General features: G+C 53.6%; 28 protein-coding genes. 18 read left to right on the forward strand and 10 right to left on the reverse strand.

The window, feature by feature from the left end:
- Nucleotides 1–116: 116 nt before the first annotated feature.
- The gene (locus L8H52_RS29325; protein ID WP_016984408.1) at nt 117–557 is read left to right on the forward strand and encodes a carboxymuconolactone decarboxylase family protein; all 441 of its coding nucleotides are present in this window, start codon (nt 117–119) and stop codon (nt 555–557) included.
- A gap of 131 nt (nt 558–688) precedes the next feature.
- On the opposite strand, the gene L8H52_RS29330 is transcribed toward L8H52_RS29325, so the two are convergent.
- Nucleotides 689–1003 (reverse strand): hypothetical protein, encoded by a 315-nt coding sequence (locus tag L8H52_RS29330; protein WP_102902194.1) that lies wholly within the window; start codon nt 1001–1003, stop codon nt 689–691.
- A 207-nt stretch (nt 1004–1210) separates the two neighbouring features.
- Between L8H52_RS29330 and L8H52_RS29335 the strand changes: the two genes are divergently transcribed.
- The 3 genes from L8H52_RS29335 to L8H52_RS29345 are packed head-to-tail and all read left to right on the forward strand — an operon-like array spanning nt 1211 to nt 3394.
- On the forward strand, nt 1211–1876 hold the full coding sequence (locus tag L8H52_RS29335; RefSeq protein ID WP_242210057.1) for a secretin and TonB N-terminal domain-containing protein: 666 nt from the start codon (nt 1211–1213) through the stop codon (nt 1874–1876).
- Complete coding sequence (locus L8H52_RS29340; RefSeq protein ID WP_007913935.1) at nt 1873–2424, forward strand: RNA polymerase sigma factor; 552 nt, start codon at nt 1873–1875, stop codon at nt 2422–2424. The genes L8H52_RS29335 and L8H52_RS29340 overlap by 4 nt, the downstream gene beginning before the upstream one ends.
- 31 nt (nt 2425–2455) lie before the next feature.
- Nucleotides 2456–3394 carry a DUF4880 domain-containing protein gene (locus L8H52_RS29345; RefSeq protein ID WP_242210033.1) on the forward strand — a complete coding sequence of 313 codons (939 nt, stop codon included), beginning with the start codon at nt 2456–2458 and terminating at the stop codon, nt 3392–3394.
- An 849-nt stretch (nt 3395–4243) separates the two neighbouring features.
- Here L8H52_RS29345 and L8H52_RS29350 read toward each other — a convergent pair.
- Nucleotides 4244–4852 (reverse strand): prepilin-type N-terminal cleavage/methylation domain-containing protein, encoded by a 609-nt coding sequence (locus L8H52_RS29350; RefSeq protein WP_242210034.1) that lies wholly within the window; start codon nt 4850–4852, stop codon nt 4244–4246.
- The gene (gene gspH / locus L8H52_RS29355; RefSeq protein ID WP_242210036.1) at nt 4849–5295 is read right to left on the reverse strand and encodes a type II secretion system minor pseudopilin GspH; all 447 of its coding nucleotides are present in this window, start codon (nt 5293–5295) and stop codon (nt 4849–4851) included. The genes L8H52_RS29350 and gspH overlap by 4 nt, the downstream gene beginning before the upstream one ends.
- 120 nt (nt 5296–5415) lie before the next feature.
- Between gspH and L8H52_RS29360 the strand changes: the two genes are divergently transcribed.
- From L8H52_RS29360 to L8H52_RS29385, 6 genes are all read left to right on the forward strand, one after another.
- Nucleotides 5416–5847 carry a type II secretion system protein N gene (locus tag L8H52_RS29360; RefSeq protein WP_242210038.1) on the forward strand — a complete coding sequence of 144 codons (432 nt, stop codon included), beginning with the start codon at nt 5416–5418 and terminating at the stop codon, nt 5845–5847.
- A 58-nt stretch (nt 5848–5905) separates the two neighbouring features.
- Entirely contained in the window at nt 5906–6565 is a 660-nt protein-coding gene (locus L8H52_RS29365) for a hypothetical protein (RefSeq protein WP_242210040.1), read from the forward strand.
- 134 nt (nt 6566–6699) lie between these two features.
- A complete protein-coding gene (locus tag L8H52_RS29370; RefSeq protein WP_242210041.1) occupies nt 6700–7350 on the forward strand; it encodes a hypothetical protein in 651 nt (216 codons plus the stop codon).
- A 147-nt stretch (nt 7351–7497) separates the two neighbouring features.
- Nucleotides 7498–8574, forward strand: coding sequence for a DUF3800 domain-containing protein (locus tag L8H52_RS29375; protein WP_242210042.1), 1077 nt, complete (start codon nt 7498–7500; stop codon nt 8572–8574).
- 199 nt (nt 8575–8773) lie between these two features.
- Entirely contained in the window at nt 8774–9475 is a 702-nt protein-coding gene (locus tag L8H52_RS29380) for a hypothetical protein (protein WP_242210043.1), read from the forward strand.
- Nucleotides 9472–9912 (forward strand): hypothetical protein, encoded by a 441-nt coding sequence (locus L8H52_RS29385; RefSeq protein WP_242210044.1) that lies wholly within the window; start codon nt 9472–9474, stop codon nt 9910–9912. The genes L8H52_RS29380 and L8H52_RS29385 overlap by 4 nt, the downstream gene beginning before the upstream one ends.
- A 347-nt stretch (nt 9913–10259) precedes the next feature.
- On the opposite strand, the gene drt4 is transcribed toward L8H52_RS29385, so the two are convergent.
- The gene (gene drt4 / locus L8H52_RS29390) at nt 10260–11900 is read right to left on the reverse strand and encodes an antiviral reverse transcriptase Drt4 (RefSeq protein ID WP_242210045.1); all 1641 of its coding nucleotides are present in this window, start codon (nt 11898–11900) and stop codon (nt 10260–10262) included.
- A gap of 484 nt (nt 11901–12384) precedes the next feature.
- Between drt4 and L8H52_RS29395 the strand changes: the two genes are divergently transcribed.
- The 3 genes from L8H52_RS29395 to L8H52_RS29405 all read left to right on the forward strand — a co-directional run bounded on the left by L8H52_RS29395 (nt 12385) and on the right by L8H52_RS29405 (nt 14385).
- Nucleotides 12385–13533, forward strand: a complete 1149-nt coding sequence (locus tag L8H52_RS29395) for a hypothetical protein (protein ID WP_242210046.1) — start codon at nt 12385–12387, stop codon at nt 13531–13533.
- Nucleotides 13530–13913 carry a hypothetical protein gene (locus tag L8H52_RS29400; RefSeq protein WP_095122826.1) on the forward strand — a complete coding sequence of 128 codons (384 nt, stop codon included), beginning with the start codon at nt 13530–13532 and terminating at the stop codon, nt 13911–13913. The genes L8H52_RS29395 and L8H52_RS29400 overlap by 4 nt, the downstream gene beginning before the upstream one ends.
- 85 nt (nt 13914–13998) lie before the next feature.
- Nucleotides 13999–14385 (forward strand): hypothetical protein, encoded by a 387-nt coding sequence (locus L8H52_RS29405; protein WP_242210047.1) that lies wholly within the window; start codon nt 13999–14001, stop codon nt 14383–14385.
- Nucleotides 14386–14514: 129 nt separating this feature from the next.
- On the opposite strand, the gene L8H52_RS29410 is transcribed toward L8H52_RS29405, so the two are convergent.
- Genes L8H52_RS29410 through L8H52_RS29425 form a run of 4 tightly spaced genes read right to left on the reverse strand, consistent with a single transcriptional unit; the run spans nt 14515 to nt 16106 of the window.
- Complete coding sequence (locus tag L8H52_RS29410; protein ID WP_242210048.1) at nt 14515–14856, reverse strand: hypothetical protein; 342 nt, start codon at nt 14854–14856, stop codon at nt 14515–14517.
- On the reverse strand, nt 14853–15476 hold the full coding sequence (locus L8H52_RS29415) for a hypothetical protein (protein ID WP_242210049.1): 624 nt from the start codon (nt 15474–15476) through the stop codon (nt 14853–14855). The genes L8H52_RS29410 and L8H52_RS29415 overlap by 4 nt, the downstream gene beginning before the upstream one ends.
- Nucleotides 15469–15606, reverse strand: coding sequence for a hypothetical protein (locus L8H52_RS29420; RefSeq protein ID WP_242210050.1), 138 nt, complete (start codon nt 15604–15606; stop codon nt 15469–15471). Before L8H52_RS29420 ends, L8H52_RS29415 begins: the two co-directional genes overlap by 8 nt.
- 2 nt (nt 15607–15608) lie before the next feature.
- On the reverse strand, nt 15609–16106 hold the full coding sequence (locus tag L8H52_RS29425) for a PAAR domain-containing protein (RefSeq protein WP_034155639.1): 498 nt from the start codon (nt 16104–16106) through the stop codon (nt 15609–15611).
- A gap of 677 nt (nt 16107–16783) precedes the next feature.
- Here L8H52_RS29425 and L8H52_RS29430 point away from each other — a divergent pair.
- Nucleotides 16784–17143: a hypothetical protein gene (locus tag L8H52_RS29430; RefSeq protein ID WP_242210051.1), complete on the forward strand. Its 360-nt coding sequence runs from the start codon at nt 16784–16786 to the stop codon at nt 17141–17143.
- A gap of 386 nt (nt 17144–17529) precedes the next feature.
- Here L8H52_RS29430 and L8H52_RS29435 read toward each other — a convergent pair whose 3' ends face one another.
- Together L8H52_RS29435 and gspI are read right to left on the reverse strand one after the other, a co-directional pair.
- A complete protein-coding gene (locus tag L8H52_RS29435) occupies nt 17530–18012 on the reverse strand; it encodes a GNAT family N-acetyltransferase (protein WP_242210052.1) in 483 nt (160 codons plus the stop codon).
- Nucleotides 18013–18516: 504 nt separating this feature from the next.
- A complete protein-coding gene (gene gspI / locus L8H52_RS29440; protein WP_242210053.1) occupies nt 18517–18903 on the reverse strand; it encodes a type II secretion system minor pseudopilin GspI in 387 nt (128 codons plus the stop codon).
- Between the two features lie 183 nt (nt 18904–19086).
- Between gspI and gspG the strand changes: the two genes are divergently transcribed.
- The 4 genes from gspG to gspM all read left to right on the forward strand — a co-directional run.
- The gene (gene gspG, locus L8H52_RS29445) at nt 19087–19509 is read left to right on the forward strand and encodes a type II secretion system major pseudopilin GspG (protein ID WP_175555708.1); all 423 of its coding nucleotides are present in this window, start codon (nt 19087–19089) and stop codon (nt 19507–19509) included.
- Between the two features lie 8 nt (nt 19510–19517).
- The gene (gene gspK, locus L8H52_RS29450) at nt 19518–20477 is read left to right on the forward strand and encodes a type II secretion system minor pseudopilin GspK (protein WP_242210054.1); all 960 of its coding nucleotides are present in this window, start codon (nt 19518–19520) and stop codon (nt 20475–20477) included.
- Nucleotides 20474–21652 carry a type II secretion system protein GspL gene (gspL, locus tag L8H52_RS29455; RefSeq protein WP_242210055.1) on the forward strand — a complete coding sequence of 393 codons (1179 nt, stop codon included), beginning with the start codon at nt 20474–20476 and terminating at the stop codon, nt 21650–21652. The genes gspK and gspL overlap by 4 nt, the downstream gene beginning before the upstream one ends.
- The coding region (gene gspM, locus L8H52_RS29460) for a type II secretion system protein GspM (protein ID WP_242210056.1) at nt 21645–22074 on the forward strand (430 nt) is incomplete at its 3' end. The genes gspL and gspM, both read left to right, overlap by 8 nt.

Raw genomic sequence — 22074 nt, forward strand, 5'->3', positions numbered from 1 at the left:
GGGATTTGTGCTCGGCTCATGGTTATTGGTGTAGCGACTTTCCGTGCAATTGGGGCTGTAATGCAACGCTGTCGGCGTTTACGGTGCAGTCATTATTCCGTCTACCGAGAACCGCCATGTCCCCGCGCCTGGATTACTACAACGCTTCGCCCAAAGCGATGAAAGCGATGATTGCCATGGAGGCGCTGACCGCCAACCTCAGTATCGAACAGCCGCTGCTGCAACTGATCCGCATCCGTGCTTCACAGCTCAATGGCTGCGCGTTCTGCACCGATATGCACTCGGTGGATGCGCGGAGGGCCGGGGAGAGTGATCGGCGTTTGTATGCGATAGCGGTGTGGCGCGACAGCAACTTCTTCAACCCGCGCGAGCGTGCGGCGCTGGCCTGGGCGGAGGCGGTGACGTTGTTGGCGGACAGCCGCGTGCCTGATGAGGTGTATCAGCAGGCGCGCGAGCAATTCAGCGAAGGCGAACTGGTCGACCTGACCATGGCCGTGACCACCATCAACAGCTGGAACCGCCTCGCGGTGAGCTTTCGCCAAACCCCAAGCGATTAAGCAACGCATTGATCGTTCCCACGCTCCGCGTGGGAATGCAGCCCTGGACGCTCCGCGTCCCATCCAGAGCCGAACGCAGAGCGTCCGTTGAGGCATTCCCACGCGGAGCGTGGGAACGATCAAGATCAAAATCATTGCGGTGGGCGTTGCGGTTTCACCGAGGTGCCAAAGGTATTGCCCATCCGCGTGCTGGTCGCCGCCGGTGTCGCGAGGCCAACCTGATTCGGCGGCCGCTTGTTCACCGGCACATTCAGCGCCTCTTGATTCTTCTCCGCCGCCGCCGCGCCTTCCGGGTTGTTACCCATCTGCTGGCTCAGACAATCGTAATTCGGCGCCTTGTAGCCGCCTACCGTCACTTCCACACAGCCCAACGGCTGTTCGGCATAAGCGCTCGACAGCGCCATCAACAACAGCCCGCCAAGGCTCAATCGCCACAGTGTATTCATGCTCGCCTCCTGGCCGGCCCGACGGGGCCGCGCTATGGCTTGAGTCTAGTGCAAGCCTTGCGCAATTCCCGTGATGGTTTTTTTGCACCGCCCGTCACACCAGATTCATAAACAGCCCTCAGGATGACGATTTCCAAGGATTCGTCAGCCGTGCAGCGAGGCAATTCCACGGACGGTTTTCAGCGTTCAACGAGGCTTGTGCGCCGGATGTGTCTGGGGTGGCTGCTCGGCTGTGCGGCGAGTCACGCCATGGCCGACGCGGTGCCGGCGGACTTGCGCATGACGCTGCACATTCCGGCACAGGATCTGGCGCACGCGCTGGATCAGTACAGCCACGCCACTGGCGTTGCGGTGCTGGTCGACAGTCAGTTGAGTCGCGGTCGCCGCTCGCTCGCGGTGGACGGCGAATACACCGCCGCCGATGCCCTGCGTCGATTGCTCGGCGGCAGTGGTTTGATGGCGCGGTATGCCCGCGACGATGCGTTTACCTTGCAAGTGGCGCAGGTCGAAGACGTGCCGGCGCCACCGCAAAAACAGACGCCCGAAAGCGTCGCGGTCAACCGCAGTTACGCGACGGCGGTGCAAGCGGCGATCGAGCGCAACCTGTGCCGCTCGCCGCTGACCCGGCCGGGCAGTTATCGCGCGGTGTTGCAGGTCTGGGTTGGCCGCGACGGCTTGGTGCAGCACAACCGGTTGGTCACTTCGACCGGAGATGTACGGCGCGACAACGCGCTGGTGGAAAGTTTTCGCAATCTCAAAATCGACCGGCCGACGCCCAGCGCCTTGCGTCAGCCGGTCACGTTGCTGTTGTTACCGGAGTCGTCAGGAAAACGCATGGAATGCACCAAATGGGAAGGAGTTTCCGGGGGATGAAAGACACCGGACAAGGTTCGATGGTCCAACTGTTCCTGACGTCCTACGAGGACTTTCGGGTGCGCCTGCGCAGGCGTCTCGGTTCGGAAGATCTGGCCAACGACGTGCTGCACGAAACCTACCTGCGGGTCGACCGCATGGAGACGCCGCCGAACGTCCTGCGGCCCAATGCCTACCTCTATCGCATGGCCCTGAACATCGCCGCCGACCGCCGCCAGGCCGACGCGCGCCTGCTCACCGGCGAGGAAGTCGAAGAGCTGCTGCAAATCGGCGATGAAGCCCTCGATCCGGCGCGGGTGGTCGGTGGGCAAAAGGAAATCCAGTCGCTGCTCAGTGCGTTGTACGAGCTGCCCGCACGGCGCCGGAAGATCTTCATCGCGGCGCGTCTGGAAGAGGCGCCGCATCTGGAAATCTCGCAGCGCTTCGGCATTTCCACGCGCATGGTCGAGAAGGAAATCAAAGCCGCGTTGGGCTTCTGCGCCGCGAAACTGGAAAGAAAAGTGTTTCAGCGGTTCGGTCGCGGGGCTGGAAAACCGTCTTCTGAATAGTGCCCGATCAATTCGTTGAGAATCTGCGCGTTTGAACATCTTTCGACTGACACCTGCCGAGCCATCGGCGGCCGATAATCTGCACAGCGAAGCCCGCGACTGGCTGGTCCTGCTGACCTCCGGCCGCGCCACTGTGGCCGATGCCCGCGCCCTGCGCGAATGGTGCGCGCAGAGCGCCGAGCATGCCCGCGCGTTCGAAGAGGCCAAGCGATTGTGGCAGCAACTGCAACCGGCCGTGGAGCAGATGCAGGCGCCGCGTGGGTTTGGTCGACGTGCTTTTCTCGGTGGTGCGATTGCTGCGTCGGCAGCGTTTTTGCTGGTGCGCGGGACGATTCCTGGTGGTTTTGAAGGGCTGGGTGCGGACTACATCACTGAGGTCGGTCAGCAGCGTCGTTTTGAACCGGTGCAGGGTGTGAGTCTGGAGCTGAACACGCAGACGCGGATCAATCAGCGTGCCGTGTCTGACGGTGTGCAGGGTTTTGAGCTGGTCAGTGGTGAGGTTGAAGTGCAGACGGCGCGGTTGCCGCTGGCGATGCAGGCTGGGGGAGGGTGGTTGCGCGCCAGTCAGGCACGGTTCAACTTGCGTAATACTGATCAGCAAGTCTGCGTGACTTGTCTTGATGGCGCGGTTGACGTGGATGTTGAAGGTCGTAGTCTGCGGCTTGAACCGGGGCAGCAGGTGACCTATGACGCGCGGCAGGTTGGCAGTGTGCAGAGTGTCGACGCGGCGGCGGTGATGAATTGGCGTCAGCAGGTGCTGGTGTTTAACGGCGCTACGCTGAGCCAGATGATTGATGAGATCAATCGGTATCGGCCGGGGATGTTGTTGCTGCTTAATCGTGAGCTTGGGCTGCGGCGGGTGCAGGCGCGTTTTAGCCTTGATCAACTTGCTGGCGTTGCATTGCTGATTCGTGATGCTTATGGCGTTAAGTGCACCGAGCTGCCTGGTGGTCTCGTTGTTTTGAGCTAGTGGGGTTGATTGGGGACATATCCGTTGCTGCGGTTATGGCTGCTTAGGGTTCCGCCCTGACGGCGGGTCACTTTTTCCAGACGCCGAAAAAGTAACCAAAAAGGCTTGCTCCTGCGTGCGGCCCGCTCGCTGGGGCTCGGGGTTCCTTCGCTGCGGGATCCATCCGGGCGCATCGCCTACGGTTTGCTTCGCTGCACCTCCTCTCGATGCATTTGGCTGCGCCAAACGGTCGCTGCGCTCCCACCCCCGGATGAATCCCTCCACTCAGCCTTCCGACGTCGCCCGTGGATCAAGATCAAGATCAAAAGCTGCAGCCGAGCTAACGCTCATCCTGTTGAGTGGGGCGGCTTTGCCGCTGGGGTGTACGCAAATCAAAACGGTGGGAGCGAGCCTGCTCGCGAAGGCGACCTGCCAGCCAACCAGTCTCTTGCTGATGTACCCGATCCAATTGTAGGAGTGAGCCTGCTCGCGATGACGGCCTACCAGCCAACCAATCCCCAACTGACCTCACCCAATCCCACTGTGGGAGCGAGCTTGCTCGCGAAGACGGCTTCACAGCCAACCAGCCTCCAACTGACTCCCCCCAATCCAACTGTGGGAGCGAGCCTGCTCGCGATGACGGCCTACCAGCCAACCAATCCCCAACTGACCACCCCCAATCCCACTGTGGGAGCGAGCTTGCCCGCGAAGACGTCCTGACAGCCAACCAACCTCCAACTGACTACCCCCAATCCAATTGTGGGACCGAGCCTGCTCGCGAAAGCGCTCTATCAGTAACAACAATATTGCCTGACCCACCACATTTGCCAGTTCAAACCCGCTCCCCACGTTCGATTCATGGCCAGCAAATCACTCCAACGGCCCAATCACCTGCCGATACTTCTCCACCCCCTGCGCCGTCCCCCGACTCAACCGAATCTCCAACCCCAACGGATCCTCCCGCCGATTCCCGCTCAACTGCCGCCACCCCTTATCCACCTCCCAAACCCGCACCTGCACATCACTCACATCCTGCAAAACAGCAACCCCATTCCCAGGCGCCGGCAGCGGATACCGACTCCGCGCCTCAGCCACCGCCCGATACAACGTGTCACCCTTGACCCACCACCGCACCCGCTGCAACGCCCCCGGCTGATCCGCCGCCGTGCGAATGATGTCCAGCCGAAACCCCTTACTGTCGCTACTGCGCACAGTAATCGCGGGCGGGGCGCTCGGCGGCTCATCATCCACCCCAACCTTCTTCGGCTCGGTCAACTCAATCCCCGCCCGCATCTCCACATCCCGCTGCAATTGATTCAGCGCCCGCAACAAACCGTCACTCTGCTCACTGCTCGCCTGCAAATGACTGTCCGCCCGCGTCACACTGTCCAGCCCCCGCCAGGCAATCAGACTCACCACCGCCATCAACAGAATCGCGACCATCACCTCAATCAACGTAAACCCTTGCTGGCGCTTCATTGCAGGCTGATCCTTCCGTTGCCATCACGCAGCACACTCAAGCGATTCAAGCCATCCGACAACGTCAATTGCAGCGGCGGATTAATCCACTCAGCGTTCAGCACAACCTTCTGTTTCGGCTCCACCCGCACCTCCATCTTCGGACTCTGCCAGGCACGCGGCCGCAACTGCGGATCCTGAGCGAAATGATCAAACCCCTTGCCACTGTCACTGCGCCGACTAAACCGGAACCCCTTGGCATCACTCACCCACACAATCGGCCGACCATCCGCCCGGGCCTCGGCCTGCGCCACCTGCAGCAACTGCGCCACACGCTCGGCATCCTTGCGCAGCAACTGCAACGGATCCGGCTTGATACTCAGGCTGATCGCCGCACTGGCGATGCCGATGATCACCAGCACCACCATCAACTCGATCAGCGTAAAACCCTGTTGCCTGTTCATCGCGCGCGCGCTCCTTTGCGTCCTGCGCCATCGTGCACGGCCAACATGTAAGGCGTGTGAAATAAAACGGAGAGAATTGCCGCGTAGGCTGACAGCAGGGATAAAAAGGAGATTCAACCCATGACCTTCACCGCACGCGTTTCCCCACCCCAAATGATCCAGGCCCTCGCACTGCTCGCCGCGCTGGTCGGCGTAGCAACGTGGTCGTCGCTGCTGCTGACCTCCGCCGAATCCCACACCCCGGCAGCGGCCCCGCAGTTGCTGGCGGCGCGCAGTGATAGCCCGGCGTTGCAGTGGTTTTCCAATCAAACGGCGCCGATGGATATCAAGGTGAGCGGGGTGATGGCGGGGAGTCGGGGGGCGGTGGCGATACTGAGTCTGAACGATGGGCCGCCGAGGAGTTTTTTGCAGGGGGAGAAGGTTGGGCCCGGGGTGAAGTTGGTGGCGGTGGAGGGGGATGGGGTGGTGATTGAGCAGGGGGGGGAGAGGGTGAGGTTGGGGGTGGAGAGGTTGGGGGAGGGGGTGGAGATGCCTAGGTTGGTTAGGCCGTAATCAGTGAGGTCTGCGCAAAAAAATAGTAGCCATTTGATGTCATACCATTGAAAATCGCTTGACCGTCGTAACTCAATGGATGAAATACCTTATGGAAATAGGAACGATCGTAAAAATCATCATGGCTATTGGCGCGATGATCGGTGTAGCAAAAATTATTTATGAACTTTCTTCCAGCAGTAAGTTGAAATTGAGGGAGGAGTATAAATTTGCGAAAGAATTTCTCGCCGACCTAGACGAAGAAGTACCACCTCATCACCTTGCTGTTGAGCGAGGCTACTATGCCTTAGCGGGAACCTCTTCAATTCAGGTTTCCGATATTAAGTATCTTATTTCGCTCTCAAATCCTAACAAGTCTCTGAGCAATTATGCGCTTTCAAGGCGGTATGTAGAACTGAATAAAAAAGTCCATAGGATTGAATTCAGATCAAAATACCAGAATCGTTTTTCTAGAGTCTGGAGGAAGTCATTTTATCTTCTTATTTACATCTTGGCCTCCCTGTTGGCAATGTCCCCCCTTCTGCTTGCAGCACCCTTTAATCTTGGTCCGAAATTCATGCTGCTGGCTTTGGTTACAATCCCAGGCTGTGGTTTTTTTGCATTTGACGCGTTACGCAGCTGCATGAAAATTATGAGGGGTGAAGCTTTAGTCAAAGATCAGGAAAAACATGTACCCCTCATCATTGTGAAGAGCGATAAAAGGATAATACAAAGCTAGCAAGTCAAGAGTTTGACTCTGTTTTTGGTAAAAAGATCGAGAAATGGGAATGAATCGAGCTATAAAAATAAATCCATTCTCTTAGAGTATGGGTTTTTACAAAAAAAATCAATTGCAAGCAAAGGAGAGATTGCATGGCGAAGAAAAGTGCTGAATTTGGTGCTATGTTGCGAAGTATTCATCTTAATATCCGCTCAGAAGTTCTAGATGAGTTTCGACTCCATCTAAGTAGCTCCATAGCAGAAAGTCGAAGTGCGCTCAAAAAAAATTATGAATCCTTAAATGTTGAACAGTTTGAATGTGAGGAGGATCTGGAGAGTTATCAGGCTGTTCTTGGTGATGATTTTTGGCAACTTGATGAGGTGCATAACCTTGGAGAGTCTTTGGCAATTGTTGGTCTTTATCGTCTGGTCGAATCGCACTTGGGAGGGATAGTTAAGGTTACCTTTCCATCGTTAGGGGAAAAGAAAAAAGCCAAGTTGATTCGTGGTGATTCGAGTGAGATAGATTGCGGAAGTCTGGTTGGGTTCAAAGCAGTTGACGAGCTTCGGCTAATAAATAACAGTATTAAGCACAATGACTCCAAGGCAAGCGATGAGCTTGCGAGTGTCTATCCAGTGTGGATTAAAGACAAACATATGGATGATCTAGGTTCGCACTATGATCGCCTCAAGCCTGACGTGATTGCGTATATGAAAGCCTTTGTGAATGAGGCCTATGCAAAAACAGCGGAGTTTGAGTCATTAGTAAAATCGGCGAAGGGTTTTGTGCGAACAAATATCTGATTGTTTGATTGGTACAAAAAAGAAGGGATTGTTTATTATAGAGAAATAAATCACTCCCCCTTTTCTTAGAGAAGAAAAGCAAGAAAAGTGGGGGAAGAAGCGTAGACACGATGGATAAGCTGATTTTGGTTAGCCATAGGGAAGAGTATGCATATTTTTATCGATGAATCTGGCATTTTTTCGGCTAGTTCCGACCAGAAAACTTGGAGTACGGTCGGAGCAGTAACTGTTCCTGATAGATCAATGAAAGCTGTCAGCGACGCGCTGCGGTCGCTAAAACTCTCACTAGGCGCTGCGCTTGGGAGTGAGATCAAACAGGAACGCCCTGATTGTCAATCTGAACCATATCAGATATTCCTCAAGGCATTAGATGACGCGGGGTGTACTCTCCATGTCCTGTCAACAAGAGGCACCGCGGTCGAGGCTTTGGGATTAGAGAAACATAGAAAAGGTACAATCGATGGTGTGCGTAATTATGCCTCAAAAATCCCTGAGGCGGCTCCCCATGCCGAAGAAGTTGTAGCACTGATCGAGAGCCTAAAGCCCCAAGAGTACAATCAATGTATTCTGCAAGTTCAGATAATATGTGAAATGCTCCCTAAGATAATATCCTACTATGCCGATTTCATGCCGGAGGAAATCGGTAGGTTTAAGTGGGTGATTGACAGGAAGGGCGAAAAAGAGAATAGGTACGAGCGTACTTTTAAATCTCTTTATGTCGGGCTTGTTGGTGTTCGCGCCAGAAAGCAGACTGCCGCCATCCTGGCCGGTCGAAACTACAGCGCATTTTATCGAAGGTTTTCTCCCGAAGAAGATGTTTCAGAGCTGCTAATTAAGTCAAAGGAAATGTATGGTGTGGATCATACACACCTAAAAGATGCAATTGTTCCCGTGGACTTTGGAGACATTTTGGAGGGTGAGTTTAGCTTAGAGGACTCTAAGGAGAATGACGGAATTCAAGTGGCGGATCTGCTTATCTCGAGCGTGAATCGTTGTCTGAAAAGAAATTATACTGATAATGAAAAAATGGCCAAGGCGCTGGGGTCTCTCATGATTAATGCACCAAGAATAGATGAGCGGTGTATTATGGTGCTTGGGCATAGCGGAACTCGTCCACTTGCTAATGCACCGGCTAAACTTGTCAATATTATGGATGCTGCATCGAAAAAGCTATATGGTTCGATGTTTAGGCAGAACTACTCTAGAAACGCTCCGCGCCTGTAAATCTTGTTAAGATAAGCAAGAAAAGGGGGGCTGATCTATTTCTTAGAAAATAAATCAGTCCTCTTTAGGTTTGGCGTTAAGGATGTTTTGGTCAGTGTATATCAAGAAGTAGAGTGGATTATTATCGGCGAAAAAAGAGAGTTGATTTGTTTTCAAAAAGTAGATCAGTGCCCTCTTTTTTATAAGAAGGAAGTATGTAATGGAAGCGATACTGTCGCTGCATATGTCGGAGTGGTTGAAGTATTTAACGGTTGTAATGGTTACTATTTTGCCTTCGATCAGTGCTATGTACTCAGCTTTGAAAGATGAAAAGGTACAAAGAGCAATAGTGGATCTGCTGCGTGCTAGTACCTTTAAAGAATGGCGAAAGATAAGCTATCAACTTACGATTGCGTTGTCACAAGCTGTTTTTAGTAGCGCTTTTTTTAAAGCGTACATTGCTTTTCTTAATCGATCATTAAATAACTCTATTGATACGCTACATTCGGAGCGAGCTGAGGCGCAATCCAACGAGGATGCGAAGGCTAAAACAATCGTTGGGCTAATGTTGAATGAAAAGAAACGGCGCTCAAATTTTGTATTCTTTTTTCTTTTCTTGGCCATGGCGCTAGATTTTACTTTAAAGTTTACTATAGATGTAGATTCAGGCTGGTGGGTTATGGCTATTTGCAGCGGGCTTTTAGCTCTTCTTCAAGTGGATCATAAGCTAATCGAATACAGGATTAATCGTGGTTGGTACGGCATGAACGCATTCGAAACTCTTGAAATAGTTCGATTTATCTCGACCCATTCCGATCCCGATGATTTTAACGACGAGGATGGAGTCAAGCGGATCAGACCCTCAGCAGAATTTCACGAATCGATATGGGATGTCAGCGAAGCCCCGGGAGTAAAGATATGAATGGTGATCAGGCAACTGAGGCTTTCAGACGAGCGTTAAACATTCTCTTTGTCGCCAATCCAAGAGGGACCAGTCTAGGTGTTCTTCTTGGTGTTGCATTGGATGGTGCAATAGTTCTCTTAAAACCATGGTTAAAAACTTTTGAGTTGCTTAGCTTTAGCTCAATAAAAATTTGGCACTTGATGAGTTTAGGCGTTCTGGCTATGAATATTCGGCCTTATTTACAGCGTGACGAGGTAGATCCGCGCATTGTGAACGCTATCGCTCACATTGATAGCGAAAAAGCTAAAGGCCATATAACTGATTTACAAGCTAGAAAACTATTCGCGGATTTGCAGCACCAAATACTAAAAAAAGTAATTATAGAGTCTTCGGCCCGAGACGAATCCCGCGCATCTGAAGGTGACGCTGAATCTTCGGTTAATAAGTCAAAATAGTACTCTTTAAAAGTACAGCTATTAAGAATTGATATTTGGTGTTAAAAAATGGGAAGTGGTCTTATCTGTTTTTCAGAAAATATATAATTTTTTTGACGTGGAGAAAGGGGGGGCTGATTTATTTCCAGATAATAAATTAGCCCCTTTTTTGCATTCAAAATTTGCTAGTAAGTAATCAAGAATTTAGCTTTACCTATCAGCCCTTTCTGGCGATCAGTGATCGCGTGGACGTCATCTTATGGCCGGAAACGATCGGTAAGACGCGATCGCTGGAGGCCATAAGAAGACGATCACCAAGGCCTGTAGCTACCAATATCATTCTGTCACGTCTTAAAAAATCAATAATTTTAGGCAGAACGCCGTTGTAAGAATTCTTCGAAGGTATATGGAACTTGTTCCGGCTCAAACGCACCTGCAAATTCAAGATGGGTGCAATACGACTCAGCAAGGCTTTCATTTTCTTCTGGTGGCATGAAGTCAACTTCCATTTCTTTCATGATTTCAAATACGGGCGATTTGTAAGGGTTGGGTATGTACCCCTTGATAAAAGCTTGATAAAGAAACACCCACTGCCGATCTTTTTGATAAACATCAAGTTCGCATAAGGTTTCAAATACTCGTTGTAGGCTTTCTGTCCAGCCGGTTATTTTCATCAATATACACATTGATAGGCAGTCTTGAGAGTTAATAACCGCCGCCTCTGCTAAAGTGTTGAGGGTCAGTGCATGCTTGCTGATGAAGTGTAGTGGCCAGCACATTCCGTCTGAGCGCCCATTTTTGGAGTTCTCGATTATAATTTGGTTTAGCCTTTCCTCATAGTCAGAGTGTTGAATCTCATGTTTTTCGAAAATTATCCCCAAGTAGGGCAGTAATAGCGGGTAGTGCCAACTCAAGTTTGTCACATAGTCAGTGATTACTCTGATCCAGTCATCATTGAGTAAGTGGATTAGCTGCTGCATTGCGTATTTTAATACGCTTCCGTCCGGTGTTTGATTGTTGAGTGAAATCGCATATTCTAAAAAATGTATCGTATCGTCTGTGTCGTATTTCTTGCCTTCGCCAGTCTTTTGAGGAAGTGCAGCATGGAGTTTTGCTACCCAGTCCGTTTGTATTGCAGCAGGTAATGGTTCGACTTTGGTTTTCGATAAATTTAATGAAAATTTGAACTTTTTTAGTTCGCTGGCAAGCTTCTGCAAAAAGCGTTCGGCCTCCGATGAGTCTGCGCAGTAACATACATAATCATCGACATATCTGACAAATTCATATTTTCCTTCACGAAGTCTTTCGTCCACTACACCAAGTATAAGTTCAACTATGACTGTCGATGTCGCCGGTCCGATTGTAATTCCCTGAGTTTCAAGGCGTCGTGTATTCCTTTGCCACTTATCCAATTCTTTAGACCAGTGCTTATTGCTGTTGTCCGTTACCCCAAGCTGTCTTTTGGCTTCTTCCTCACCCATTCCAGCCCATTCAATAGCATGTGTATAAACGGAGTTAAAGCAGCTTGCAACGTCCGTAGTCACCAGGTAACGCTTGCCGAATGATGTCTGGCTTTTCTCCAGAACTTTCTCTCGAAAGCTGTCGTAGTTCATCACTACCAGCCGTTTGTCAACATGGAAATGTGGTTTAATTTTGCTGCTTTCGTTATCGCAGACTCCCCGCATGTGCTCCCAGTTTTCAGAGATACATTTCGCAAGCCGCCCGTATGCCTGTGGATGGGGGATTCCTAGAAGTCTGGGCACGTTGTTGTACCGAGTGGACGCATATTCAACAAAATCAAAGCCCTTCGAAGGCCTCCCTGCCTTATTATTCTCTGGATCCTTTGCACGTTCATCGCATGCGTCTGGCTCTTGGACGATTCGAAGAACTACTTCGGGTGTGAATCGTCTTGAATCGAAGATTGGTGGAATCTCGCCAACGCCCTGCTTTTGATTAGGGAAGTAGTTGAATCGGGTAAGCGCTTCAAACACAAATCGTTCTTCGTCCATTTTAAAGCCTGTCCTATTGAGTGATATAACTTGTCTGGAAACATATTGTTTGTGTGCTGAAGGCACCGTATCCAGGTCGACATTTCGGATTTCCTTTCAGGTGAGTAGGGTAGTCGAAGATGTTGCTACTGGCAGCGTTGCGGACATTGAATGCCCGGAGTTGATCGTAAGCAGTCAGGTGATGTCATTATCGAGACGAAACTAGCTAGGTTGGAGGTCTGCTGTTGGCCGAAAGTGCCTGTCGTTATTGGGAGTAATGGTAGCTAAACGCAGAATAGTCAGGCCGCAATCATCGTGGATGGCCATCTGCTGCCATTCATCCATCCTCCCTCACCAGTTATCCTGCGCACCCCGCGAATGACAGGAATCAGCCGTTTGGGCACAGCTTTTTAGGCTTTGTCCTACAGCCAGCACTTGGGCTTTTCGATAGCGTCGGACTGTCGGAACCTCAAGTCGGGATTCCCGAAGTGAACAAGGATGATGCATGAGTGAATATGGAAACGTACCAAGGCCCGCGCTACCTAACCCGCCAAGAAAACAGGTCTACCGTGGCGTAGAACCGACTGATCTGCACGCCAAGCACTGGGCAGAATATCCTGAGGCTCCCGCAGAGAAACCGGCTGTTGCGAAGCCAGCAGCGGAACCCGGTTTCTACATCGTTCAGCAAGTCATGCCGCGCTCTGCGCTGGAAGCAGCATTGTTCGATAAGCCGGATGGTGCAACGCTTGAGAAATTCACGCGCCTCAACCCTCACGTCACCGGGTACGCCAAGCCTGGGCAGCTCATCGTGTTGAGTGATCCGAACAATCCTCAGTGCACACGTGAAGAAGCGTTGCTCATGGAAGCGGCCCAGAAAGTAGACGCAGCACTCAAGCCCATGACCGACGAAGAAGCGAGCTTCATGGTTCGTTATCAGAGCCAGATTGAGTCCATTCTTTCGCAAGGCTCCACATCAATCGGAGTGGGTGAATCAATCTTCGCCAAGAACCTGGGAGACGTGACAACCTCGCTGAAGGAAATCGAAACGCTGCACCAGAAAAGTTTTCAGCGTGACGGTCACTTGCGTAGTTCGGAGTTCTTTGATGAACGCGCACGACTGTTTGCCAAGCTTGATAGGCAGCTCACCGGGTTAACCAGAAAGGGCATCGGTTTCCCTGATCACCCAAGTTTGAAATCAGCCCTCGGCATCTCAAGCAAAAGCTTGGTGCATCACTGGACCCTGGCCGGTGCTCCGGGGCAGATTCCCGGTTACGCCACTCACGCAGAAGGTGTCGCCAGAGCAGCCAAAGTTGTTAAGTACGGCGGTTGGATTGGTACTGCCGTAGGAGGCGGGGCGTCTTACATGAAGGTTCAAGAAGTCTGTGCGGCAGGTAACAAGGATGCGTGTGAAAAGATCAAATATACCGAGGGTGGGAGCTTCATTGGTGGTGTGGCCGGTGGCGCGATGACAGGTGCAGCACTGACTGCTCCAGTGGTAGGTGCAATTTGTGTGGGGCTTGGCGTGCCTACTGGCGGATTGGGAACCCTCGCTTGCGGCGTGGTAGTTGTAGCGGCAGGCTCATATGCTGGCGGGGCGGTTGGAGGGGCCGGCGGTGAAATGTTCGGCGAAGTGATTTACGAGGTGACTAAATGAATACCGCTGAACTGATAGTCGGAGGATTGTGTGGCGTAGTAATTATCTCGATGATCATCTGGATCGGGATAGCTCTCTACATTGCACATATCAAGATGGACGTGATCCTTGAACACCTCAAAAACAGTTCTGCTGGCACTAGGTTAGCTGCGCTGAAGCACGGAGGTGCGTGGGGAAGATTGCTTCTAGTAGGCGGTGCCTCTGGTCTCGTTACGTTCACGAATTTCTATATGAGACGCGGCACGCTCAGCGCCGATGACGTAGAGAATTTTCCTTCGTCACTCAAGCAGAGACTTGTGTTGATGCAATGGAGCGCAATAGCGCTGCTTTCTGCGATGGTTGTGCTGGTTGCTTTGGGGAAATCAGGAGTGCTGAAGTAACCGGATGAGAAGCGTGCTCAGCCCCGTTTGAACGCTTGGAGACTAAAAGCGAGTGAACTGGTGAGAAAATCTACTCGGCAGGGAAGTGAGTTTGAACATCGTTGATAAGGTACTTCTGTCCATTGCCATCGTTGATCTGGCAGGGCTGATTCTTTGGATAGGCCTCTGTTTGCACCTGGCCTATACGAAGATGGATTTGATGTTGGAGCATCTGAAGAACTGCTCAGCCGTCACGGCTCGCGCTCCGCTTCGGCATGGCGGGCCTTGGGGAAAGCTTCTGCTTGTAGGCGGCATTTCGGGAGTTGTGACGTTCCCTAAGTTTTATTTGAAACGGGGTGAGCTGAGCTCTGAAGATTTGGCCAGTTTCCCAGTTCCCCTCAAACGGAAGCTAGTAGTACTGCAATGGAGCGTCATTTCTCTGTTGTTGGTCATGATCAGCTTTGGGATTGCTGTTAAGTCAGGTTTTGTTTAGCGGTGCTGAACACTGAGTCATCAAACCCAAAAAGTGTGCCTCCACCTCCGGCACCAAAAAAAGGGACTGATTTATTTCCATAAAATAAATCAGTCCCTTTTGTTATCACTTTGTTGTCGATTTCTGGTTTCAATCCTTTTCAGGGCATTTGAAGTTCCAGGAATAAATTTTCATGTCTTTGACTTCTTCGCCGACAGTTCCTACACCTAAACAATCTCCGTTCTTGATGTAGTTGAAGCTGCAGAAACGGACGCCCTCCGTGCAAGACTCGATTTCAATGTAGCCTTTTCTTTGGATGACGTTTTCGACCCCGAACTCACCTGAGTAGGAAGGATTCGGTTTCCAGCCATTTTTAATCAAAGCTTTTCGGGCTTTCGAAAATGGCATTCCCTCTTTGATAGGAACGTCTGCTGCGCTAGAAAATAAACTGACGCAACACAAAAGGCTGATGGCTAATATTTTTAGTTTCATTTAACAGTACCGCCAAAGCCTCTATATATTTTTTCTACTTCGTCGTACTCAGTATAAGGTTGGCCGGAAGGCTTTCCATTGATTGGTCGATTTGCCAAGCCCGGCCCCATAGGCAACGCTTCCCATTTTTTTGATGCTTTTCCAACTGCAGTTTTTAAGTCGCCACCGATCAGTGGTTCGATGGCACTCACGTTGCGCAGGAGTTCAACGGCAATCAAGTCCTGCGTTCCGGGGCTGAAGTCAGATAGCCCCATTGCTTTGATGGAGAGTTCAGACCAGGTGGCTTTCGTGATTTGGTACCTTCCAGAAGCTGTAGTTGAACCACCATGACCTGGTCCTGGGTGAGTAGACTCATCACTGAATGTCCACTTCCCGGATTTCCAGCCGGCTGCCCAACCATATCCGAATTTCGCGTGATAATTGCCACCCTCGACTTGTGCCAACGTATCCAGAAAGGCCTTCACATTTTTATTCTTTAAGAACTCCGCATTCTCGGCACGCCTCTTTTGTTGCTTTGCGTCTACGGATACAGCTTTAGGGCTGGAGTCTTTGACAGGCGTCACCGTTCTGGTGGCTACAGATGACATTTTTCGGCCGTTTTTGCTAATGACTTCAGCCATGAGGATAACTTCCGTTATTTTCTTTGACGCTCTGCTGGTGGCTGCTTTGGAGAGTGGAGATAAGTAGGTTTATGCTTTTGGCCATTAAGTCTTGTACACGGTAGTTTTCTTGAGTTTTATCTACATCCATTTTCAATCCTCCAAAAACAGTTGGATCGTTTCGGCGAGGTGCGAGCTAATTACGTGCGTATACCCCATTGAATCGCTGACACCGTGCTCAATGCTGCCGTCAGCTCGCTGAATGGCGTAATCAAGATTAGCTAGCGGCTCCCCTGACTCGTCATCAATAAGCCTGAACTTGTCGCTGAAGTGGACGGGCATCGACGTCAGTCCGCTGAAAGGCGCTGATACGACGGTGTCGCCAATGATGACCGTGCCGGATCCGCCGATAACCACGTTGCCGTGGCCACCGGTACTGTCTTTAGTCGCAGCATTCAGCCCATTGATGAAAACCGTAGCGCTGACGGCGCCCGTGATTGGGCTACCGCAGGCGGACTTGTCGGTCATTCGAGCGGCGGCAAGGCCGTCGAAATTCACATTGGGCGAGCCGCTGACAATAGGGTTTGTGCCATGCCCAGGAAGCGGGCAATTGGTTGGATCTGTAACTCGCGCAGCGGGTTTGCCACTCATGAATTGTTCCTTTTCAAAGTTTCAGTTTTCCTTGACCGGAATGGAGTCGATATGGGGGCGGGGGATATCGGCTGCCAAAATAATGCGGGGGTGACCAGCGTGTACGCGAGAAGAATGGGCATGTCCTGGGAGGGGCGCATAAAGTTTTACTGTCCATGTAAATGTGCTGCGCGCAGCATGCCCGAGGCAGGCGGCGCGCTCAATATTTACTTACAAATTATTGGTTGACTGCTAGATATGGCCGCAATGCGGGGCGAGCGGGGGGAATCCTTGCCAACAGGTGATGGGATCGATTTTGGACGGCAGGACGCGATGAGGCGCGATAAACACCAACGTTTAAAAAGACATCTCCAGATACTCTCTCAGGCTACACATCCTTGCGCCTTTGCCTACAGCTACGCCAGAATCCGCCGGCTTGTGTGCCTTGGGGGCGGGTTCTATTGTGGTGCGGTCGCTGACGAATCAGTGATCGGATTTGACCGTCCGCCCAATATCAAGGCGCGCTAGCGTTCTGCACGTGTTCAGGCATTGTCTGAAATCATGTCGCGGTGGCTGTGCGTGGGACACCTTCGGGTGTGCCGGATTCCTTGATGTCCGGTCGGTCAACCCGCGTACAGCTGCCACCCTGTTTGTTTGACCGCGAACGGTGGCGGCTCCAGTCATCAAGGAGCTTCACCATGATCAAACCAACACCCAACCCGCCCGAATCCAACTGCACGTCTCCCTACGAAGCCATCGACTCAAAAAAACTCCACGAAGCCGCCGACCGCGCGCTCGACCATTACCTCTGTCCGCCCGGTTCCACGCCGCCCCCACGTAAAAACCGTGGGATGTACGCCGTGACGGCGGACAACAAAACCGAAGAACTGCTGGTCGATGCCAGTGCAACACTCGCTTCGGCCAAAACCATCGCGCAGAACGTCTCCAGCCTGTTGCCGGCATCGCAGCGCCATGCGCTGGCTGGGATTGCGCAGTTGATCATGCTCGGGGAGTTGGCGGTGAATCGGGCGTTGGATAATTTGCATTTGCCGGAGTGATGCGGGTGCCGGGATCACCCGGTGATTGATCGGGTGTTCATTCTGGCGCTTTCGCGAGCAGGCTCGCTCCCACAGGGTTTTGTGTTGGTCATTGGTGTTGTGTCCGGCGCTGAAACCTTTGGGAGCTGGGATGGCAGCGATGGCGATGACACATGCGCTGTTTCCGTTGCCTGAGATATTTGTGTGGGAGCAGCCGAAGGCTCGGGCCGCGCGGACGATCTTTTGATTTTGATCCTGAAAAACAAGATCAAAAGATCGCAGCCTTCGGCAGCTCCTACAGGAGGAAAAAGGGACGGATTTATTTTTGAAAAATAGATCCGTCCCCTCTGAATGCAGATGCCCATCTAGCGGTGCAACCTTTGACGAGGCACCGTATCAAGATCTGCCTACTCGCCCAAATCAACGGCATTACCGCTAGTCCGGACATAATAATTATCGAATTCACCGCTTTCGACGAACACAAAGCCATGGCGAGTGTAAAAGCGATTTGAAGCGCTTTCCTTGAGTGCACCCACCTTGATGGGACGCCCGATCTCATCAGCCTCTCTGAAAATCCGAGTAAGGACTTCAGAGCCGATTCCTGCTCCTTGAGCACTGGGTATCACATACAAGTGGTCAAGCAGAAGCTCGCTCTGCTGGTCTTTGATTACGACAAAACCGACCAGATCACCTGATACTTCTATGCGGCGTGTGCTGTTAGCGTCGAACCCACCAAGAAATCGTTCGCGCGCACGATCCGGGTCAAATCGTCCAAGCCGTTCGAGGCTCTCGCGCATGGCTTCAATCCTGATGGCTACCAGATCTTCCAGGTCGTTATTGGAAGCTGCGCGTAAAACGACAGCGGAGTTTTGATCAGCGGAGGTTGGCATAACAGGCACCCTAAACATGGCCGATCGGTGATTATAGAGAACAGAATCCGCATAACCACTGCGGCCTCGGTTCAATGGAGGCGATGGTTCCATATTCAGCTTCAAGGGGATGTGTTCGCTGGACGCTTACGTCTGTTGGGACAAGGGGACGGAGCTGTTCCGGGATCCGAGGCGCAGGGAGTTGGCGGTGAATCGGGCGTTGGATAATTTGCAATTGCCGGAGTGATTTAGGTGTCGGGATCACCTGGTCATTGATCGGGTGGTTGTTCTGGGGAATTCGTGATTAAAAGCGGCCCTCACCCCAGCCCTCTCCCGGAGGGAGAGGGGGCCGACCGAGGTGTTTTGCGGGGTACGTCGACCTGGAAGATTTTGGCGATTATGGTTCGGTGAAGGGCCTTCGATTTGGTTTTGTGAGCTTGGCCATTTTGGATTCAATGAAAGACGTTCAGGTCGGTGTAGCTTCGGAATATCCCCGAATCGGTCCCCTCTACCTCGGGGAGAGGGCTAGGGTGAGGGGCTTTCCGTTCGGGACAACAATGTCTCAAGCCTGGCCAACGGCGGCGCATCCTGACTCCGGTCAAATACCTGAATGCCAATCTTGAGTAAGCGGCCGTTTTCGGCTGCGCTGATCAACTGTTCACAGCGCAACAACAACCGCCCCTGATCACAATCCAGCGCTTTCATGCCCATCGGCAACTTGCCTTCCAACCGCAACTCCGCCATCCGACTCTGCGCCGCAATCATCGCCACCGACCGATCCCGCAAAACCCCGCTGCTCTGCGTCATCAACCCCGCCACGCGCACAGCCGCCGACATCGCCACGGCAATAATCGCCAGCGCCACCAGCACTTCAATCAACGTGAAACCGTCTTCCCGCGAACGCGCACGCATACATGGCCCAAAGCCAAAACCCAGCCCTCGACGCTAACCCGCGTGCTTGACGGCTTGACGACGAAAACACCCGAGGATTTTCAACATCACTGACATATCTTCTTGCAACACTGCGCGTCGAATCGAATCAAGCCAGGGAATGTCGAGATGGATATCGCACCTTTCAAATCGCGTCAGCAACCGATGCGCGCGCCGCGTGGGCAGCAGGGTTTTACCCTGATCGAGATCATGGTGGTGGTGGTGATTCTGGGGATTTTGGCGGCGATGGTGGTGCCGAAGGTGCTCGACCGGCCGGATCAGGCGCGGGCCACGGCGGCGAAGCAGGATATTGGTGGGTTAATGCAGGCGTTGAAGTTGTATCGCCTCGATCACGGCACTTACCCGAGCATGAACCAGGGCCTGAAGGTGTTGGTGGAGCGGCCGGCGGATGCGAAGAACAGCAATTGGCGCTCGTACCTGGAGCGCTTGCCGAACGATCCGTGGGGGCGTCCTTATCAGTACCTCAACCCCGGCGCCAACGGCGAGATCGACATCTTTTCCCTCGGTGCCGACGGTCAGCCTGACGGCGACGGCGTGAATGCCGATATCGGTTCCTGGCAGTTGTAAGGCCGGCCATGAACAGCCGCTCGCCTGAGGGGGCGAAGCAACAGGGCATGGCGATTATCAGCGCGTTGTTGATTGCGGCCGTGGTGGCGGTGATTGCGGCGGGCATGTTGACGCGCCAGAGCGTGTCGACCCGTGCGCTGGAGGCCGATCAGCAGCGCGTGCAGGGGCGTTGGCTGGTGCAGGGCGGGCTGGAGATCAGTCGTCAATTGTTGTGGGACGCACGTCAGCGCGATCCGCTGACCCGGCTCGATCAGCCCTGGGCGCAACGTCTCTCCGCACAGGGTTTTGAGGGGCGACTGGAGGATGAGCAGGGCAAGTTCAACCTGCGCAATCTGGTGGCCAACGAGCGGGTCGATGAGGCGCAGGTGGCGGCGTTTCAGCGCTTGTGCGAGTTGATCGGTGTCAGCGCCGGGTTGAGTCAGCGCATCAGTCAGCGGGTGATTGCTTCCTACCCGAGGCTGCTGAATCCGCAGATTGCTGAAGCGCCGAAAAATGGTTTCGACAGTGGTCGCGCGACCTCGCCGAACGCTTCACACAAACCGCAGAATCCGACGCTGCCGATGCTGCGCAGCATCGATGATCTGCGCAGTGTCGACGGCGTGAATGAGGCGGTGATGGGCAAACTGGCGCCGTATCTGACGGTGATCCCCGCGACGACCTGGCTCAACGGCAACACGGCCACCGCACCGGTGTTGGCCGCGTATGTGCCGGGGCTGTCGCTGGAGCGTGCCAATGCGCTGATTGCCGAGCGCGATGCCGGGCGTTGGTTTATCAATCGCGGCGATTTCGTTAACCGTTTGCGCATGCCGCAACTGGAGCTGACCAGTGTCAAGGTCGGCATCACCAGTGACTGGTTTCGCCTGCGTGGTGAGGCGCGGCGCGATCAGCGGCGGGTCAGTCTTGGGGCGTTGTTGCATCGCAGCCAGGACCGCTTGCCGCAAGTGATCTGGTCGCGGGTGGGCGTATGAGCCAGTTGAAAGTGGCGTTGCCGCCCTTGGCGGAACTGGATCTGCACAGTGAATTGCACTGCGCCTGGCTGGATTGTCAGGGCCAGGTCACGCGGGAAGAACGCCTCAGTCTGAGCCAGTTGAGTCAGCAGTCGAAACTGCCACCGCTGGTGTGTTTTCTGCACCCGGCTGACAGCCTGTTGGCGAGTCTCGATTTGCCGCCGTTACCTGCCAACAAGATTGTCGCGGCGGTGCAATGTGCGGCGCAGGCCTTGATGCTTGGCGACAGCAACGAGATGCACATTGCGCACAGCTCGCGGGACGATGCCGGGCAGGTGCAGATCGCCTGGGCGCCTCGGCAGCAGTTGTTGGGTTTTGGCCAGTTGCTCAAAAATGCTGGGCTGAACCTGCGCGGTCTCTACCCGGCACCGTACTGTTTGCCGGTGTTGCCCGGCACCGTCGCTTGCGTGCAGGACGGGCATTTGTTGCTGCGCGATAGTGTGCAAGCGGCGCGGGTGCAGCCGTTGTTCGATGACGGTTTCGACGGTGTTGTGTGGGAGCCGGGCATCACGTTGCATTGGATCGGTGAGCAACCGCCGCCGGGTGCTGAACTGCCGATGGCGGATGCGCAGCGCTGGACCGGGCCGCTTCCGGGTTGGGGGCTGCATGGCGCGGTCCAGCAACAAAAAACCGAGCATCGCGGCTGGGGCAGGGCGATCGCCCTGTCAGCGTTGGCCGTGGCGGTGTGGGTGATTGGTTTGAATCTGTATGCCGCCCGCGAGGCCGGGCAGGGTCTGCAACTGAAAGCCCAGATGAACCTGCGGGTAAAGCAGGCCTTCCCTGAGTTGCCGGTGATCCTCAACCCGTTGCAACAAGCGCGTCAGCAATTGGCGGCGCGGCAGAAGGGCGCGGCGGATGATCCGGCGCAGACGTTCAATCGTCTGGTGTTGCAGGCCGGCAGCGGCATGCCGTCGATGGCTGGGAGTGTCGAGCGGCTGGCGTTTGTCGACGGTGTCTTGCAACTGAGTCTGCTGAGTGAGGCCCGTCGCGGCGGCAATGATCAAGAGTGGCAAAGCACCTTGGCCCAGGCCGGTATCAGTGTCACCGCTGACGACGAGGGCTGGACCTTGCGGCCGTCCACTGATGCCACCCCAAGCGAAAGCGACGACAGCGGCGGAGCAGAAACAGATGAATAAGGCCTCGCTCGCGGTTTACCGCGCCAAGTGGCAACGCTTTAACGCTCAGCTGCAGGCGCGTTGGCAGCCGTTGGCCCTGCGTGAAAAACGCATGGTCGCCGGCATGGCCTTTGCGCTGATCGGTCTGCTGCTGTGGGTCGCGTTGATCCAGCCGCCGCTGAAGAAAATCACCTATTGGCAAACCGAGACGCCAAAGCTGCGCGCGCAGACTGAGGCGCTGGAAGTGCTGCTGCGCGAAGTCAGCGTGCGTCCGGACGGACAAAGCGTGGCGCAGTCGCTGGAGCAAACCCTGCAGGCCAGTGGCTTGGCGGGACATTACCAACTACAGGAGGCACAGGGCGCCTGGCAGTTGACCTTCGACGCGGCGCCGGCCGACGCCGTGCTCGACTGGCTGTTGAGCAACCCGGCACAACTTTCTCTGC

Source organism: Pseudomonas sp. CROZ-RG-20F-R04-15 (assembly GCF_022662375.1).
Taxonomy (GTDB): Bacteria; Pseudomonadota; Gammaproteobacteria; order Pseudomonadales; family Pseudomonadaceae; genus Aquipseudomonas.

Excerpts from the sequence above, each read along its gene's own strand:
- L8H52_RS29400 (WP_095122826.1), top strand. The coding sequence starts at position 13,530 with ATGAATACCGCTGAACTGATAGTCGGAGGATTGTGTGGCGTAGTAATT.
- L8H52_RS29325 (WP_016984408.1), top strand. The coding sequence starts at position 117 with ATGTCCCCGCGCCTGGATTACTACAACGCTTCGCCCAAAGCGATGAAA.
- L8H52_RS29410 (WP_242210048.1), bottom strand. The coding sequence starts at position 14,856 with ATGAAACTAAAAATATTAGCCATCAGCCTTTTGTGTTGCGTCAGTTTA.
- L8H52_RS29340 (WP_007913935.1), top strand. The coding sequence starts at position 1,873 with ATGAAAGACACCGGACAAGGTTCGATGGTCCAACTGTTCCTGACGTCC.
- L8H52_RS29395 (WP_242210046.1), top strand. The coding sequence starts at position 12,385 with ATGAGTGAATATGGAAACGTACCAAGGCCCGCGCTACCTAACCCGCCA.
- L8H52_RS29425 (WP_034155639.1), bottom strand. The coding sequence starts at position 16,106 with ATGAGTGGCAAACCCGCTGCGCGAGTTACAGATCCAACCAATTGCCCG.
- gspI (WP_242210053.1), bottom strand. The coding sequence starts at position 18,903 with ATGCGTGCGCGTTCGCGGGAAGACGGTTTCACGTTGATTGAAGTGCTG.
- gspH (WP_242210036.1), bottom strand. The coding sequence starts at position 5,295 with ATGAACAGGCAACAGGGTTTTACGCTGATCGAGTTGATGGTGGTGCTG.
- L8H52_RS29360 (WP_242210038.1), top strand. The coding sequence starts at position 5,416 with ATGACCTTCACCGCACGCGTTTCCCCACCCCAAATGATCCAGGCCCTC.
- L8H52_RS29380 (WP_242210043.1), top strand. The coding sequence starts at position 8,774 with ATGGAAGCGATACTGTCGCTGCATATGTCGGAGTGGTTGAAGTATTTA.
- L8H52_RS29435 (WP_242210052.1), bottom strand. The coding sequence starts at position 18,012 with ATGCCAACCTCCGCTGATCAAAACTCCGCTGTCGTTTTACGCGCAGCT.
- L8H52_RS29430 (WP_242210051.1), top strand. The coding sequence starts at position 16,784 with ATGATCAAACCAACACCCAACCCGCCCGAATCCAACTGCACGTCTCCC.
- L8H52_RS29415 (WP_242210049.1), bottom strand. The coding sequence starts at position 15,476 with ATGGCTGAAGTCATTAGCAAAAACGGCCGAAAAATGTCATCTGTAGCC.
- L8H52_RS29420 (WP_242210050.1), bottom strand. The coding sequence starts at position 15,606 with ATGGATGTAGATAAAACTCAAGAAAACTACCGTGTACAAGACTTAATG.
- L8H52_RS29370 (WP_242210041.1), top strand. The coding sequence starts at position 6,700 with ATGGCGAAGAAAAGTGCTGAATTTGGTGCTATGTTGCGAAGTATTCAT.
- L8H52_RS29350 (WP_242210034.1), bottom strand. The coding sequence starts at position 4,852 with ATGAAGCGCCAGCAAGGGTTTACGTTGATTGAGGTGATGGTCGCGATT.
- gspK (WP_242210054.1), top strand. The coding sequence starts at position 19,518 with ATGAACAGCCGCTCGCCTGAGGGGGCGAAGCAACAGGGCATGGCGATT.
- L8H52_RS29330 (WP_102902194.1), bottom strand. The coding sequence starts at position 1,003 with ATGAATACACTGTGGCGATTGAGCCTTGGCGGGCTGTTGTTGATGGCG.
- L8H52_RS29335 (WP_242210057.1), top strand. The coding sequence starts at position 1,211 with ATGTGTCTGGGGTGGCTGCTCGGCTGTGCGGCGAGTCACGCCATGGCC.
- drt4 (WP_242210045.1), bottom strand. The coding sequence starts at position 11,900 with ATGGACGAAGAACGATTTGTGTTTGAAGCGCTTACCCGATTCAACTAC.
- L8H52_RS29375 (WP_242210042.1), top strand. The coding sequence starts at position 7,498 with ATGCATATTTTTATCGATGAATCTGGCATTTTTTCGGCTAGTTCCGAC.
- L8H52_RS29385 (WP_242210044.1), top strand. The coding sequence starts at position 9,472 with ATGAATGGTGATCAGGCAACTGAGGCTTTCAGACGAGCGTTAAACATT.
- gspL (WP_242210055.1), top strand. The coding sequence starts at position 20,474 with ATGAGCCAGTTGAAAGTGGCGTTGCCGCCCTTGGCGGAACTGGATCTG.
- gspG (WP_175555708.1), top strand. The coding sequence starts at position 19,087 with ATGCGCGCGCCGCGTGGGCAGCAGGGTTTTACCCTGATCGAGATCATG.